Raw genomic sequence first — 15,873 nt, forward strand, 5'->3', positions numbered from 1 at the left:
TCTTAGTTGGTTTTTAGAGGAAGTTGAATTTCAAATTCCGTGTATTCGTTCTCTTTAGTGTTTATGTTTATGGTACCTCCATGGGCCTTGATTATATCATAGCTCATGGAGAGGCCAAGACCAGTACCTCTACCTGTAGGTTTTGTTGTAAAGAAGGGTTCAAATATTTTCCTTTTTACAGATTCTGGTATGCCGTTGCCATTGTCTTTTACAATAATCATAGCTTGGTTCGTATCTTTTTTTGTATTAACAGAAACTGTAGGATTGTAGTTTGAATCACCTTGCGCTTTTAACAACTTTTGCTTTTCGTCCACAGCATAAAACGCATTAGTGATAAGATTTAAAATCACCCGTCCTATGTCTTGAGGAACAATATTTATTTTTTCAAGGTTAGTATCAAAGTTAGTTTCTAATGTGGCATTAAAACTTTTGTCTTTTGCACGATGTCCGTGGTATGCAAGTCTTAAGTATTCATCGGTGAGTTTATTAATGTCTGTTTCTTCTTTTTCGCCAGCACTGTTTCGACTATGTTGTAACATTCCCTTTACAATAGAGTCCGCACGCTTACCATGATGATTAATTTTTTCTAAGTTTTGCTTTACATCATCAGCAATGGCTTTGGCTTCCTCAATATCACCATTGTTTAACTCTTCTGCCATTTCATCAATAAGTTCATTACTGACCTCAGAGAAGTTATTGACAAAGTTGAGTGGGTTTTGAATTTCATGAGCAATACCAGCAGTGAGCTCACCCAAACTTGCCATTTTCTCAGACTGAATAAGTTGTGATTGTGCAGATTTTAGGTCTGACAAGGTGGTTTCTATGGCATTCTTCTGCTCAATAATAAGTTGGTTCTGCGACTGTAATAACTCATTTTTTTTACGAGACTTTATGAAGTAAAAGAGTAGCGTCCCTAGAATAAGAATACTAGCACAAAAAAGAACAATGTAAATAGTATTCTGAATTTGTTTTTTCTCAAGATCTAGTTGTTGGGCTTGAAGCTCTAAGTCCTTTTTTTCTATGACATAATCACTTTCTAATTGAGAAAACTGATTGTCTTTTTCTACTGTGAATAAGCTATCTTTTAACGTATAGTATCTCTCAAGATATTTAGCTTGATTACTGAACAGTTTTTGCTTCTTATACATACTTGCTAAATCCTTGTAATTCTGTAGTAAAACTTGCTGTGCCCCTACTTGCGAAGCCAAATCCAAACTTTTCAAGAATGTCTTTTCACTAGATTTGAAGTTATTTTTTTGCGAATGTGCTGAACCTATATTATTGTAGAGAATACTTAGGAAAAAATTGTCATCTAAATTTTCATAAATTTTTAGTGCCTCATTATAATAACTAAGAGCCTTATCAGCTTGGCCTGCATGTTTATAGGTCAGTCCTAAATTTGATAAAGCGGAACCGATTGAATTAGGATCATTAATTATCCGTCCGATCTTTAGGCTTTTACTGAGAAAAACTATAGCTGAATCATAAATCTTTCTTTGATCATAAATTACTCCTTTATAGTTGTAAAAATTACACAGCTGTATACTGTCTTCTCCTTTTAATACAAGTTCTTCAGCGTAGCCTAAATACTCTGCTTGTTTATCTATATCTTCATCAGACATATAAAGATTACCTATTCCCATGTAGGTGTTGACCAAACGCCAGTTATCTCCTAAATTTTCGTAAATACGAACCGCCTTAAGATAGTTCTCTATCGCATTGGGTAATTCTTGTTTTAAGCCATAAGTGTACCCTATACTATAATATAAGTTTGCCAATTGCAAACTATCTTTTGAACTTTTGGCTATTTCCACACCATCGTTGAAATAATAAAGAGCTTTTTCTTGATTGCTGTGCTGATAATAATAGCCCAACTGCTTATTTAAGTATATTCTGGCACTATCTTGAGCAGTATTTTCTAATTGTTCAAGTAAGTCCTTAGCGCGATCCGATTGAGCAGAGATTAGTCCAAAAGAAAGACTGATAAGGAAAAATGCTAGGTATGAAATTATCTTATTTATCGTCATTGTTTTTTGATTTACAAGGGCAATTCTATTATAAATATAGTCTCTCCACCTGTTTCTGACTCTACTTTTAATTCACCATCATGACCTTTAGTAACTATATCATAGCTCATTGAAAGCCCTAATCCAGTTCCTTTGCCTGTTGGTTTTGTGGTGTAAAAAGGTTCAAATATTTTTTTTCTCACAGATTTTGGTATTCCACCTCCATTATCCTTAACAGCTATTGAAACTAATTTTTCTTCCTTTTTGGTGGTTACCGTAACCGTTGGTTTATAATTGCTATTTCCTTTTTCATATAAAGCTTTCTGTTTTTCATCTACGGCATAAAAGGCGTTGGTTACTAAATTTAATATGACACGACCAATGTCTTGAGGAATCACTTGGATTAAATCAATAGACTTATCAAAATTAGTTTCTAAGGTAGCATTAAAACTTTTGTCTTTTGCACGGTGTCCATGGTATGCTAACCTCAGGTATTCATCTGCTAGCTTATTGATGTCTGTTTCTTCTTTATCATCAGTACTATTTCTACTATGCTGTAGCATTCCTTTTACAATAGAGTCCGCACGCTTACCATGATGATTTATTTTTTCTAAGTTTTGCTTTACATCTTCAGCAATGGCTTTGGCTTCCTCAATATCACCATTGTTTAACTCTTCTGCCATTTCATCAATGAGTTCGTTGCTCACTTCTGAGAAATTATTGACAAAGTTGAGCGGGTTTTGTATTTCGTGAGCAATACCTGCGGTGAGTTCTCCCAAACTTGCCATTTTCTCGGCATGGATTAATTGGTTTTGGGTGGCTTTTAGCTCTTCAAATGACTTTTTTAATTCCTCGGTTTGTTCGTTAACTTTCTGTTGTAGTTTTTCGTTTTCACGCTTCCATTCCTCCTGATGCCAAGTACCATCTTCTTCGTCCATTCCTAAAGACCCATGCCAGTGCAAAACCTTCCATTTTGATTCTTTAAAAACATAAATAGTAGAGAGTCTCAGGTCTAAGACTTTTTTGTTTCCATCTAGAGTGTAGGTAAGAGTGATTTCATTTACCGTAAGAACCGTATTGGCATCACCGAGATTCTTTTTAAAAATAGGGGTAATGCTGTAACTAATGTCTTTGAGAGCTTCACGCGTGTCAATTCCTAATTGAAGAAGTTGTTTAAACTCGTCAAAATTAGAAATGTATTCATTTATCGTTGTTCCATAGCCCATGACATCTGGAAGGACAAAGTCTTTTGAACGACTAATTGGCAAATCTCCAAGACATAAGGCCGCCCATCTGGCATCTACTTTTTCCAATTCTTTTATTTTGTCTTTGTCCATTTGCGCCATTATTTGTGCGGTATTTCAATAGTAAATGTAGTGCCTTCACCTTCTTTAGAAACTACTTTTAAATCACCACCATGACCCTTAGTAATTATATCATAGCTTAAAGATAAGCCTAATCCCGTTCCTTCACCGGTAGGTTTTGTGGTAAAAAATGGCTGAAATATTTTTTCCTTTAAAGATTCTGGCATACCGTTACCGTTATCTGTAACTCTAATTTCTATGACTTTAGATTTCTTTTTTGTGCTAATTGACACGGTAGGTTTATAATCTTCAATACCCGTTTTCTTTTTCTCATTAACCACATAAAATGCATTGGTCAACAAATTAAGGATAACACGCCCTATATCTTGCGGTATGATGTCTACAGTTTCAATAGACTCATCAAAGTCGGTTACCAATTCTGCGTTAAAAGATTGGTCTTTTGCCCTTAAACCATGGTAGGCCAATCTTAGGTATTCATCGGCTAAGGCATTGATATCTGTTGGTTCTTTCTTATCTCCATTAGCGCGACTGTGCTGTAACATGCCTTTTACTATACCATCTGCCCGTTTACCATGATGATTTATTTTTTCAAGATTTTGTATAATATCTTCCATGATCGCTTTCGCTTCCTCTACATCGCCATTGTCTATTTCCTCCTGCATTTCCTCTAGGAGTTCTTTACTTACTTCCGAAAAGTTATTGACAAAATTCAAGGGGTTCTGAATTTCGTGAGCTATACCTGCTGTAAGTTCACCAAGCGAAGCCATTTTTTCGGACTGTATGAGTTGTTTTTGGGTAGTTTGCAGTTCGGATAAAGCCTCTTCAGCACGTTTTTTCTCGGTTTTAAGACGTTTTAAATCAATTTTAGCCTGCGTTAAATCTTTAAATCGTGAATAGGCCAAAGAGAATACCGAGGCACATCGCTTAAGCAGCACCCAACTTTCCTCTGAAATATCAACAGCAGAAGCAGCACCAATGGCACCATTAGAAAACTTATGCAAATGGTAGGTACGCTCTGGTATGTCATCACCGTAATAGGTTTGTAGCGCTTTGGATTGTTCAGCACAATAGTGAATCCATTCTTTGCGCTGAGCTCCTTTCATGGCGATAGAGGTGGTTTCATTATCTGAATCGTGAAAATTGAGCATCTGTTTGCCCACCCATGTTTTACTAAAATCCATGGAAATATGATCACTTATCAATTTCTTTGATTTGGACTTGGCATCTTTAAGGGCATACCAGCATTCTGCATTACTCACATCGTCATCTAAAATATAGATGCTACAGGTCTCTAATTCCTCGATACCTAATAGTCCCATTTCTGTTCTTAGCACACTAGCCACGTCTCTTAATTCATCTGGCTCTTGCATAGCTAGCGCACGTGCTCTAACACGCTCTAGCGCTGTTTCTACCCTACTTTTATATGCGTTTTTCTCAGCAGTCTGTAAATCTAAAAAGCGCGTGTAGGCCTGCTCAAAAACTTTAGCAAAACGTGGAAGAATATCTGTATTCTCCAGAGGTTTGAGTGAGGAAATCAATAAATAGCCATTTTTAAAGGAAGCACCGTAATCAATTTCCCAAGGTGGCGGTGCCGGCATAGGCGCATTGCGTTCTTCTAAGTCTTTGAGTGTTATCTGGGCAGAAGGCAACTTAAAGATATCTTCAAAATGCTGTTCAATAAAATCACTTGGTATCTCAATGGAGAATAATTCTTTACCAGTTTTCCATTGGTCGTAGCGGTATTGGTGAATATAATCTAAATCAATAGGAACGATCATAGGACTTAACATACCACCGCCAGGTATGCTATGCCATTGTTCTACATGGCCCTTGCGCTTATCGCAAAACACAATCCCAGTTGCAAATAAGTCCTCTCCAAAGTTTCGTAATTGAGTAAACATCTCTGTAGTGACCTCCCCAAAATCTGCTGTGCTTTGCATGCCCATGGACTGTGAGCGTACACGTTCTAATGCGGACTGTATTTGGGACTCTCGCGCTCTTGCTTCTGCCTGTTTTAAATCGAGAAAACGCGTATAGGTTTGTTCAAAAACTTTAGTGAATCTTTTAAAGACATTATGTGCATCGGGAACTTTTTTGTACGTAATAAACAAAAGATACCCTTTGCTAAACTTGCATAAATGGTTGATCTGATACTCCGGTATTGGTATTTCTAAGGCATCAAAATCCTTGAAAATAGGAATCAATGTCGGTAAGGTTTTCATATAATCATAATGATCCTCAATAGCTTTTCCACTGAGCTCCTGAACTAATAAAGTTTCATCACTTTTAAAGAACTCATACATTTCAATAAATGACGCTTCCTTTTCAAAAATAAGTGTAAAGGGTTTTTGATACTGCCCTTCACTGCTCATCCAACTTACACAAGACTTTTTATCATCACTTAATACATTGTAGCCACAACTCCAAGAAGGAATTCCAAGACCTGTTATTTCATTAAAAAGTACTTGGGCTGCGTCTTGTAATTCATCACTATGCTGCATTGCCATTGTTCTGGAACGGACTTTTTCCAGAGCCATTTCTATTTGTGCCTCTCTAGCTTGTGCTTCCGCACGTTCTAAATCTAAAAAGCGTGTGTAGGTTTGTTCGAATACTCTTGTAAATCTCGCCATGAGGATTTCCTCGGCTTTATCCAATCGCGATCCTGAAACAATGTGGAGGTAGCCTTGCGGAAAATTAAAACAATAAAACACTGTAGGGTCCGGAAATTGCTGCATCACCATCTCTTCTGCCTCTTTGGAGTTAAATGTAGTAATGGCATATTCGAGATGCTTTTGTCTTACTTTACCCGCTACAGTTTGATGGAAGACTTCCTGTTGTTCTTTCCAGGCTTTATAACGTGCATCAAAGGTGGCATCACCAGTTAGTGGAAGATGGAATAAGCCTAAGGAATCGCCACCAGGATTGGTAACCCAAGTTGATTGTCTTTGAGTTGCCTCATTTATTTCTACATAACCACAAGTAACAAAGTTGGTTACACCAAGTTTAATGAGTTCTTTATAGAGTAGAACTACAACTTCTTGAAGCTCTTCACCTTTTTGCATGGCCATAGTTCGGGATCTTACTTTCTCAAGAGCCATTTCTATTTGAGCTTCTCTAGTCTGTGCTTCTGCGCGTTCTAAATCTAAAAATCGAGTATAGGTCTGTTCAAATACTCCTGTAAATCGTTTAAATATATCATGAGCATTTGGCACTGATTCATAAGTGATAAACATCACATAGCCATGTTTAAAATAGCAGATATGGAATATTTGAAACGTTGGAAGCGCGATACCTTTTGCTTCAAAATCCTTAAAAATCTCCCCAACTATTGGAAGGTTTGTCATAAACTCGTAGTGCTTAACAAGCTTTTTACCACCGAGTTCCTTAACATAAAAAGACTCACCATTTTTTTGCGGCGTAAAGAAATCATACCCTTCACCAATGGTTGGCAGTGAAAACTCCTTTTGAATAACTCCTTCACTACTCATATTACACGAAGCACTTGTTTTGCTGTCATCTTCCCAAATACAATAGCCTGCACTCCAAGCTGGTATACCAAGTGCCTGAACTTCTAAAAATAAAGTGTTAGCCGCTTGAGGTAATTCTGAACTGGCCTGCATTGCCATTGTTCTTGAACGCACCTTCTCAAGTGACATTTCAACTTGGGCTTCGCGGGCTTGAGCCTCTGCTTTTTGAAGGTCCATAAAACGGATATACGCCTGTTCAAAAACTTTGGCAAAGCGCTTTAGTATATCTGCATCACTATCTGAAGGTATCACGCCTGTGAGTGAAGGAATTATTATAGCCGAATTTTTAGACCAAGCCGCTGAAAGATGATGTTGTTTTGCTTGAAGCGCATGTTGCTTAAATTCATCCGGAAAGTTCTTATAGTCACTATGCTCAAAGCAATGTGTAAAAAAATCGTTCTTCACTTCAACAGAAAATTCCTCTGAAAAATAAGCGTCTCCTCGCATTTTTGAATCCCAGGCATTGTCAAATATTGGGTTTTCAAAATAGGGCACGAGATAATTTCCTGAATATGAAAAGTCATCAGCGGAAATCCAATGCATTACATCTTTATTATCTGGAAAATACGTGCAAAGAATCACACCACCTGCATCGAATATAACACCTAAGTCTTTCAGTTTCTTGGCAACTACAGCAACGACCTCCTGAAGTTCCTCAGGTTTGTGCATTGCTAAGGACCGAGATCGTATTTTCTCCAATGCGGCCTCAATCTGTGCCTCTCTTGTTTGCGCTTCTGCTCTCTGTAAATCCTCAAAACGTTTATAAGCCAAATCAAAAGCCGCTCCCATTTTAGTGAGTATGGTTTGCATTTCTTCTGAAGGTGGATCCATTAAATCGATAACTAACTTTCCATTATTAAGTTTCTTTACGGCATGATATAATTCCTTTAGCTCTGTGCTTATTGTATATTCTTCAACTTCATCAGCCACCTTAATTTGATCATTCTCACGAAGCCATGCAATAATTCTTTTAAAATCTTTCCCCTTTTGTACTTCTACAAAAAAATCATCTTTATTTTCCCAAACGCGCTTTACATATAAATCTGGATCTTTTTTTTTGAGTTTAAAAGTGATATCAAACGGTACTTCGTAATCATTAGTATCGTTTATGTCTAGTGTAGAGAGATCCCACATTCTTACTTTATCATCTCCTTCATTAAGGAAAATGGTAGCAGCCACTACATTGGGTATGTCTAAGGACATGACTTCATCTTTCAATTTCGCTACAACCTTCATAATCTCTTCAGACTTATGCATGGCTAAAGCCTGCGCGCGCACGCGCTCTACTGCTAAGTTGATTTGAGACTCTCTAGCTTGTGCCTCTGCTTTTAGGAGATCTAAAAACCTTATGTATGCCTGATTAAACACCCTCGAAAACCGTTTAAGAATATCTATTTCATGTTCTGCTAGGTCATTGCCTTCAAAATCATTGATGTTGAAAACTACTTGGTCTGAGGCAACCATAGTTATGGTGTATGACTGGCTATTAAAGATCATACTCAGGATATCGTCTGGTAAACTCTTAAACTCAGGTGTTTCTTCTAGTATATATTTATAAAAAGAATCTTTTACCTTTTTAGAGTAATGCCCTTTAAAAAGGTTTGATTCTTTATCAAAGACGTTGCATAAATCTTTAGAAATCTCATTGTTAAAGTAAGGTAAACGGTAATTAGTAATGACCAAGCCGGCTTCATTTTCACCGCACACGTAAGAATTGAGATTTTTCGACCCTTTTATTTTAACACCAATGCCCACAGCTGTGGCAGGTATTTGCAGTTCTTTTAATTTTTCGAATACAATACTGACCACCTCTTTAAATTCCTCACTTTTATGAACAGCAAGAGAACGCGAACGTACTTTTTCTAGCGCCGCTTCAATCTGAGACTCTCTTGCTTGTGCTTCTGCTTTTTGAAGATCTAAAAATCGTGTGTAGGTTTGCTGAAAAGCTTCTGCAAAACGTAAAAGAATCTTTTGGTCCTCCTCATTGTATTGCACTCCCGAGAAGTTTTCAATATATAAACCAATAGTATCAACTAGCGCTGTAGCAATTGTAAGGCTCGGGATTTGAAGATAGAAGGTCTTTGCTTCCTTAGGGAGTTGAGGAATGTATTTGAATATCTCTTTATAAAATTTATTTTTTACTTTAAAGTCAAGATGATTCACAAATAACTGATGTCCCTTTTCTTTTGCCTCAATGTAACTGTTCCAATGTGGCGAATCAAAATAGGACAATCGAATTTGAGGCGTTACTTTATGCTCATCCGCTAGCCAGATTATCATATCGTCGTTGGTTTTATAGTCCATTATAAATCCGGCATGATCTAGAGTAATCCCTAAATCAACAAACTGGTCATGCACCACTTGAATAATGGTCTCAAGTTCATCACTTGACTGCATTGCCATGGACTTTGCTCTAACACGTTCTAAAGCGGCTTCAATCTGGGCTTCTCTAGCTTGCGCTTCTGCTTTTTGTAGATCGAGAAAGCGTGTATATGTTTGCTCAAATACCTTCGCAAATCTTTTGAAGATATCGTGAGCTTCCGGTACCGATTCTCTTGTAATAAACAGAAGGTATCCATATCTAAAATACACGACATGATCAATTTGGAAGGTAGGAAACCCTTTATTGGTTTTCTTTAGTTGTTTTAGTACCTGTCCAATACCAGGGAGCGTGCTCATAAATTCATAATGAGCGACACAGTCTTCTCCTGAGAATTCCCTTATTAGTAGAGTTTCGCCGTCTTGACCTTTGTCATAGTATTCTTTAAAAATTCCTGTTCTGGGTACGTTATATGTAGTGAGTTCCCCTTTCTCGTTACCAAACCATTCTTTTGATTCCTCTTCCCCATAGATATTAAAGGCACAGCCCCAGGTTTTAATGCCAAGTTCTCTTACCTGAGCATCCAAAAGAAAAGAGGCCTCTGACAATTCTTCACTTTTTTGCATGGCCATGGTGCGGCTTCGTACTTTCTCCAGTGCCAATTCTATTTCAACTTCGCGTGATTGCTGTTCTGATTTTTTTAAATCAAGAAAACGACGGTGGGCTAAATCAAAGGCACCCGCAAATTGTACTAATAATTTAAGGGCTTCCTTAGGTGGATTTTTTACTATTCCTGGTAAACTATAACCTATTTCTCCATGGGTGGTGCGCGCCATGATGAACGTTAAGCCTCCAATATGTCGAATATCGTCTTGACTTGGTGCCTGAGGATCAATGCTTTTAAAATCCCCGAGGTTTACCATCTTATCAACGTAATCGATAGCTTCTTCGACATTCATAGCATGTACAACGGTAGGTTCATTACTTTTCTCCCATTTTGCTAACAATGGGATATCACCATGTATATGTCTGGGCAGTGTCATTACAAAACCAATTCGACTCCCATCACCGGACGTCATGGCCTTTTCATAGGTTTCCGTACCCCACATCATGTGCCAGAAGTACTGGGCTTCGTGCCCTAGTTTAATGAATTCGTTACGCATAGTGACAACGATATCTAACAAATCGCTAGATTTTTTCATAGATGTTGCTTCTGCTCTGATATGATTCAATGCACTTGCTATTTCTAATTCCCTATTCTTTTGCTCTAGCTCAGTTGTCCTTCGCTGAATAGCCTCCCTGAGCTCTTGATTTTCTGCGTTAATTTTATCAAATCCAATGGTTTGACCTTCTTCAGACTTAGAGTCAGGCATAGAAAAGTGTTGATAGAGAAAGCGCCAGCCTTGTTTCGCACGATGCATAATGGAGGACAGTCGGAATCGTCCATAATAAGTCCATTGTTCTTTATTTAAAAACCAGACGTCACAGAAGTGTGTTATGAAAATATGCTCGTCAAATTGTTCAAGCGTTTTGGTTTCATTTCGTAAGTCCATCATTCCTGCAAATTGCTCCCCTGTTAATTCAAAAAACTTGGTAGTCTCTTTTCTGTCTAAAAATTCTTCATTATCAGTTGAACCAATAAAATGATAATCGTCGTCAAAATATGAATTATAGGTTATGACATCATCATTTAAATACGCCTGCATCCATGTGTTATAGACCTTTAAAATTTCTTTTTCTTTGGTTTTGGTTAATTGCATGGATTACTGATTTAAAGGAATCTGAATGGTAAAAATACTGCCCTCTTTATTTTTAGTTTCTAAAGTCAAGTTTCCACCTATGGCTTTAACTATATCATAACTAAGACTTAATCCAAGTCCAGTACCTTGACCTGTCGGTTTTGTTGTAAAAAAGGGTTGAAAAATTTTATCCTTGATATTCTGGGGAACACCATTACCATTATCCTTAACGCCTATTTTTATACCGTCTTTTTCTTTTTTGGTAGACACCTCAACAGTTGGATGGAACTTCTCCGCATCTAATTCCGACAAGGCCTTTTGTTTTTCAGTGCAGGCATGAAACGCATTGGTGATTAAGTTTAATAGTACTCTTCCAAGGTCTTGAGGTACGACTTGAAGTGATTCAATAGAGTCGTCTAAATTGGTGATTAATTTAGCATTAAAAGATTTGTCCTTAGCTCTTAAGCCATGATAGGCCAAACGCAGGTATTCATCAACAAGCGTGTTGATGTCCGTATCCTCCTTTTCACCAGAATCCTTTCGACTATGCTGCAACATTCCTTTTACAATGCCATCAGCACGTTGGCCATGATGCAAGATTTTTTCGAGATTTGCAATGACGTCGCTGGCAATGGCTTCTACTTCTTCGGTGTCACCATTTTTTAATTCTTCCAACATTTCCTCTAGGAGCTCCTTGCTTACCTCACTAAAATTATTGACAAAATTGAGAGGGTTTTGGATTTCATGGGCAATACCAGCGGTAAGTTCACCCAAACTGGCCATTTTCTCAGCTTGGATTAATTGTGTTTGTGCCATTTTTAAGTCTTGCAAGGATGTGTTAAGGGCTTCATTTGTTTTTTCAATGGCTGCTCGTTTCTGTTCTAGTTCTTCAATGGTTTCTTCTAGAAGTATAGCCGTGGTTCGCTTTACTTTGTTAGTGCGTTCTAATTTGAACTCTAATATTTCTAGGGCTGAACTCGCTTTTTTGAGTGCTCTAATAATTCGGTCTTCATCCTCTGACGAGATGTGTTTAGAGGCTTCAATTACATCTTTTATGATTTGCAGGTCCTTGTTCATTCTTTTTCTTTTAGCGTTACCCAACAGCAGGCGCCTGAATGAAAATTTTGCCTTCCATTTAAAACCCTTCCATATTCACCATAGGTAAAAAACCCAGCCATAGGGGTTTGCCATACCTCAGCAAGGCCATTGTTCTCATCATTAATCATAGGACCAAGAATGGGATTCCTGCCAGCGCAAGAAAAAATCAATAGGGCATCTGCACCTTCTTTAGTATCTTGTTTTAATTGGGTAGCTTTTTCAATGACTTCTTCAACAATATCAAATTCTGGTGGGCTTGTAAACCAAAATTTTGAACCTTCTGGCATTGGGATGTCAATCACAAGTGCCTTCTCGGTAGCATCAATTCTCATTGGTGTTTTTAGTATGGTTTCGTTGTTGTCTCGTTCTACGATAAAGGGATACTCAATTGACACGTCTTCAAATACTTTAAAATCTTTTTCAGCCATTTTATCTTCTTTTCCCAGATACTTCAAATACAATTCCACCGCAGATTTACCATCGATTTCATAAAGGAGTTGGCCTTTACTCTTGGTAACGGTTCTAGTAATCCCAAGAGGTTTCCAACCTGTAACGGCCATACCCTTTAATGCGATTTTATCTCCGTTTAGGACTAAGGCGACTATGCCATATTTAGCTTCTTTTTTATTGGTAAAAACAAAAGTTTCCTTTAGCTGCCAATCGTCTCCTGCCTTTCCGCCAAAGAAGATTTTATCAGGCCCAAGATTTCTTTCTAAACTTTCTACGAGTTTTTCTCCCTCAAAATGATCTCCCTTTTGGTTGATACCAGGACTACAAAGTATGAGTGAGGGGTTGCTGAATTGTTTTAAAGCATTGTTTGCCAAATTTAAAGCAGCTTTATCCAGATTTCCATCTTCAAAATCTTCAAATAGAATCGTGTAGTTCTCCTTGGATAATTCTAAAAGCAGTATTGCAATTTCACCCTCCGATTGGTGACCATTTATAAATTCGCCGCAAGAGGTTGCACCAAAAACATCGATATTTTTGGAATCTAGCCATTGATAGATGGCCTTTCTGTCTTGTTTAACAGAAATAAAGAGGATTGCAATTGTTGGAGAGAAGCCATCTGACATACTGTTCTCTATGGCTATTTTGGCAGCTTCTGTTGATTTGCCTTGAATAGATTTTGCTTTCATTATTATTTTTCTTTTAACGTCACAACACAACAGGTGTTATTGTGAAACTCGTGCTTCCCAGTTTTGGATTTACCATATTCACCATAACTGAAAAATCCAATCATTGGGGCATTCCAAACCTGCTGCACTTGCTCTAATTCCTCAGGCATCATAACACCAAAAGATAAGCGTCTGCTGATACAAGAAAACATAATGATTGCATCTGCATCCATTTGAGCTGAGGATTTGAGTTGTTCACATTCGTCAACAACCGCTTCAATCGCATCAAAATCTGGTGGTAGTGAAAAACGTACTTTTGCACCTTGGGTAACATTACCAGCACAGATGAGAGACCTATCTTCTTTATTGGCAAACATTGCGGTCCGCATTACTGGTGACACACCAGGTCTTTCCATTTGTAAGGGATAGTAGGAGGATAATTGACTCACAATTTCCTTTCCACTCTCCACATCCATTTCAATTCCTAGATATTTCATAATCATATCCAAAGCAGGTTTATCATCTATGGTATAAACAATATTACCCTCACTTTTTGTGATGGTTTTTGTGGTACCGATGGGCTTCCATCCACAGGTAGCTATACCATTAACTTCAATTTTAGACTTATCGATTATAAGAGCAACAATACCCTTGTCACTACTTTTATTAAAAGTAAACACTTTTGGCCCTTTTAATGCAAGGTCATCACCAGCCATGCCACCAAAAATCGTTACCTCTTTACCATAGCCTTCAGTGATGCCTTCTATTATGGCTTCCCCATCCTGGGACAACCATCCCGAAGCGATAATAAAGGCAGCATTTGAAAAGGTTGCTTTGCCAATTTGTCCTAATTTATTAGAAATATCGAAACTACTTTTATCACCTGTCTCTAGAAATACTAGTCTAAAATACTCAGGATTTACATCAAGTAACATTAAAGTAATGCTGTATTCTTCAATTACACCATCAATAAATTCACCTGATGTCGTCGCACCAAAAACCTGAATGCCCTTTGAATTTAGATAAACAGCTAGTTCTTGATCATCATGGTCAATAGACAGAAACACAATAGCTAAATTTGGAGTATGGCCCTTCTTTAGCATCTTTTCTGTTTTATTCACAACAGAATTATAATCTGGTCCCTTGATGGTAATTGCTTTCATATGGATTTATTTACAAATCTAGGGTATGACCAATCAAGATTTGCACACCTGCAAAGGCGAAATTTGCTAAATCGTCCGTTGTGGCCTGCCCTTCAGGAGAACCCATGGATTCTTGCATTTGAGCCTCATCTCTAAAATAGAGCTCTGCCATTAAATAGTAATCAGACGGAGCGCCACCTGGTCCGCTCAAAATTCTCGTAATTTCATATTTTAATAACCCCTCAATTTGATTAACAAGTGGCATATGCTTGTCTTTGTAATAAGCATCAAAGGCACTTGGATTTTCTGGATTGTTGTAAAGAACTGAAATTTTAAACATATTTAGATTGATTAATTGTTACTTTTCTTTGAGTGCAACCATACAGGTTGTAAGATTATGCATTTCGAGATTTCCTCCTGTAGCTCTGGCCAATTCTGCGTTACTAAACATACCCACCATTGGGACATTGTAAACCTTTTTAACACCTTCAACTTCTTCAGTCATTAATGGACCTAAAGCCATTAATCGTCCAGCGCAACTAAAGACTATCAAGGCATCAGCTTCAGGCATTTTTGTAGACTTCAAATTCTCAAGGTCTTTGATAACTTTTTCCATAACATCAAAATCAGGTGGAATGGAAAATTTTACTTTGGAGCCTTCCGGTACAGTGCCACTTGTGTAATAGGATCGGTCGCTCCAATCCACAATCAATGGCGGTCGCATTACGGGATCGCCTTTTTCTCTTTGTAATTGCAATGGAAAGTTTGCCGCGATTTCTAGAAGTAAATCCTTATTATCAGGGGTCACATTTTGGATGCCACCGTATCGAGCGGTTATGTCTACTGCACATTCATTATTAATTGTATACACATGATTTCCTTCACTTTTGGTTACCGTTTTTTCAGTGCCAACGGCCTTCCATCCGCAACTGGCAACGCCTTGAATCTCAATTTTATTCTCGTCTAGTATAAGCGCCAACATTGCTTCTTTACTTTCTATAGTATTTGTAAATACATAGGTGTCCGTAAAGGAAAAATCGTCTCCAGCCGCACAACCAAAGGCATTGACGTCTTTGCCAACTATGCCTTCAATACCCCTTAGGATTTCTTCTCCATCGGTGGCAGGGTGACTTAAACCTGTTAGAAATGCTGGATTTTGAAATTTAGACTTCGCTTTGCGTGCTACACCAACAGCTACTTCCTTATAATTTTTATCGGTGAAGGCCTCAAAATGAATCTCAAAATAATCAGGATGAATATCTGTAAGTAGTATACTAATAGAACCCTTTTCAATAGTTTCATCAATAAACTCCCCATTGGTGGTGACTCCAAAAATTTGAATATTATTTTTTGATAAAAGCGCGCTTACAGCCTTTCTGTCTTGCTCAATTGATAAAAAAACAAAGGCTAAAGTGGGTTTGAATCCATCTTTGAGAGCATCGGTTAATTTAAATGTAGTCTCTTTTAAGGAAAACGTGCTTAGAGTTTTAGCAATCATAAAGTAATATTGAGAGGTTAAGGTTAGGATGAATGGGATATCCTATAAAAATAATGAAATTCTTACGATTATAGTATTAAATTTTTCTTTTCGACAAACTCCT

8 protein-coding genes are annotated in these 15,873 nt (G+C 37.6%); all 8 read right to left on the reverse strand.

What is annotated here, in order from left to right; translation table 11 throughout:
- Positions 1-2: 2 nt before the first annotated feature.
- Genes J4050_RS10455 through J4050_RS10490 form a run of 8 tightly spaced genes read right to left on the reverse strand, consistent with a single transcriptional unit; the run spans position 3 to position 15,770 of the window.
- Entirely contained in the window at positions 3-2,027 is a 2,025-nt protein-coding gene (locus J4050_RS10455; protein WP_208154537.1) for a tetratricopeptide repeat protein, read from the reverse strand.
- An 11-nt stretch (positions 2,028-2,038) separates the two neighbouring features.
- On the reverse strand, positions 2,039-3,343 hold the full coding sequence (locus J4050_RS10460; protein WP_208154538.1) for an ATP-binding protein: 1,305 nt from the start codon (positions 3,341-3,343) through the stop codon (positions 2,039-2,041).
- Positions 3,344-3,351: 8 nt separating this feature from the next.
- A complete protein-coding gene (locus tag J4050_RS10465; protein ID WP_208154539.1) occupies positions 3,352-10,938 on the reverse strand; it encodes an ATP-binding protein in 7,587 nt (2,528 codons plus the stop codon).
- A gap of 3 nt (positions 10,939-10,941) precedes the next feature.
- Positions 10,942-11,994: a sensor histidine kinase gene (locus J4050_RS10470; protein ID WP_208154540.1), complete on the reverse strand. Its 1,053-nt coding sequence runs from the start codon at positions 11,992-11,994 to the stop codon at positions 10,942-10,944.
- The gene (locus tag J4050_RS10475; RefSeq protein WP_208154541.1) at positions 11,991-13,151 is read right to left on the reverse strand and encodes an FIST signal transduction protein; all 1,161 of its coding nucleotides are present in this window, start codon (positions 13,149-13,151) and stop codon (positions 11,991-11,993) included. The genes J4050_RS10470 and J4050_RS10475 overlap by 4 nt, the downstream gene beginning before the upstream one ends.
- A 2-nt stretch (positions 13,152-13,153) precedes the next feature.
- Positions 13,154-14,293: an FIST signal transduction protein gene (locus J4050_RS10480; RefSeq protein WP_208154542.1), complete on the reverse strand. Its 1,140-nt coding sequence runs from the start codon at positions 14,291-14,293 to the stop codon at positions 13,154-13,156.
- A 10-nt stretch (positions 14,294-14,303) separates the two neighbouring features.
- Positions 14,304-14,612, reverse strand: a complete 309-nt coding sequence (locus J4050_RS10485) for an EthD family reductase (protein WP_208154543.1) — start codon at positions 14,610-14,612, stop codon at positions 14,304-14,306.
- An 18-nt stretch (positions 14,613-14,630) separates the two neighbouring features.
- The gene (locus J4050_RS10490) at positions 14,631-15,770 is read right to left on the reverse strand and encodes an FIST signal transduction protein (RefSeq protein ID WP_208154544.1); all 1,140 of its coding nucleotides are present in this window, start codon (positions 15,768-15,770) and stop codon (positions 14,631-14,633) included.
- Positions 15,771-15,873 lie beyond the last annotated feature (103 nt).

This window comes from Winogradskyella pelagia (assembly GCF_017581965.1).
GTDB classification, from domain to species: domain Bacteria; phylum Bacteroidota; class Bacteroidia; order Flavobacteriales; family Flavobacteriaceae; genus Winogradskyella; species Winogradskyella pelagia.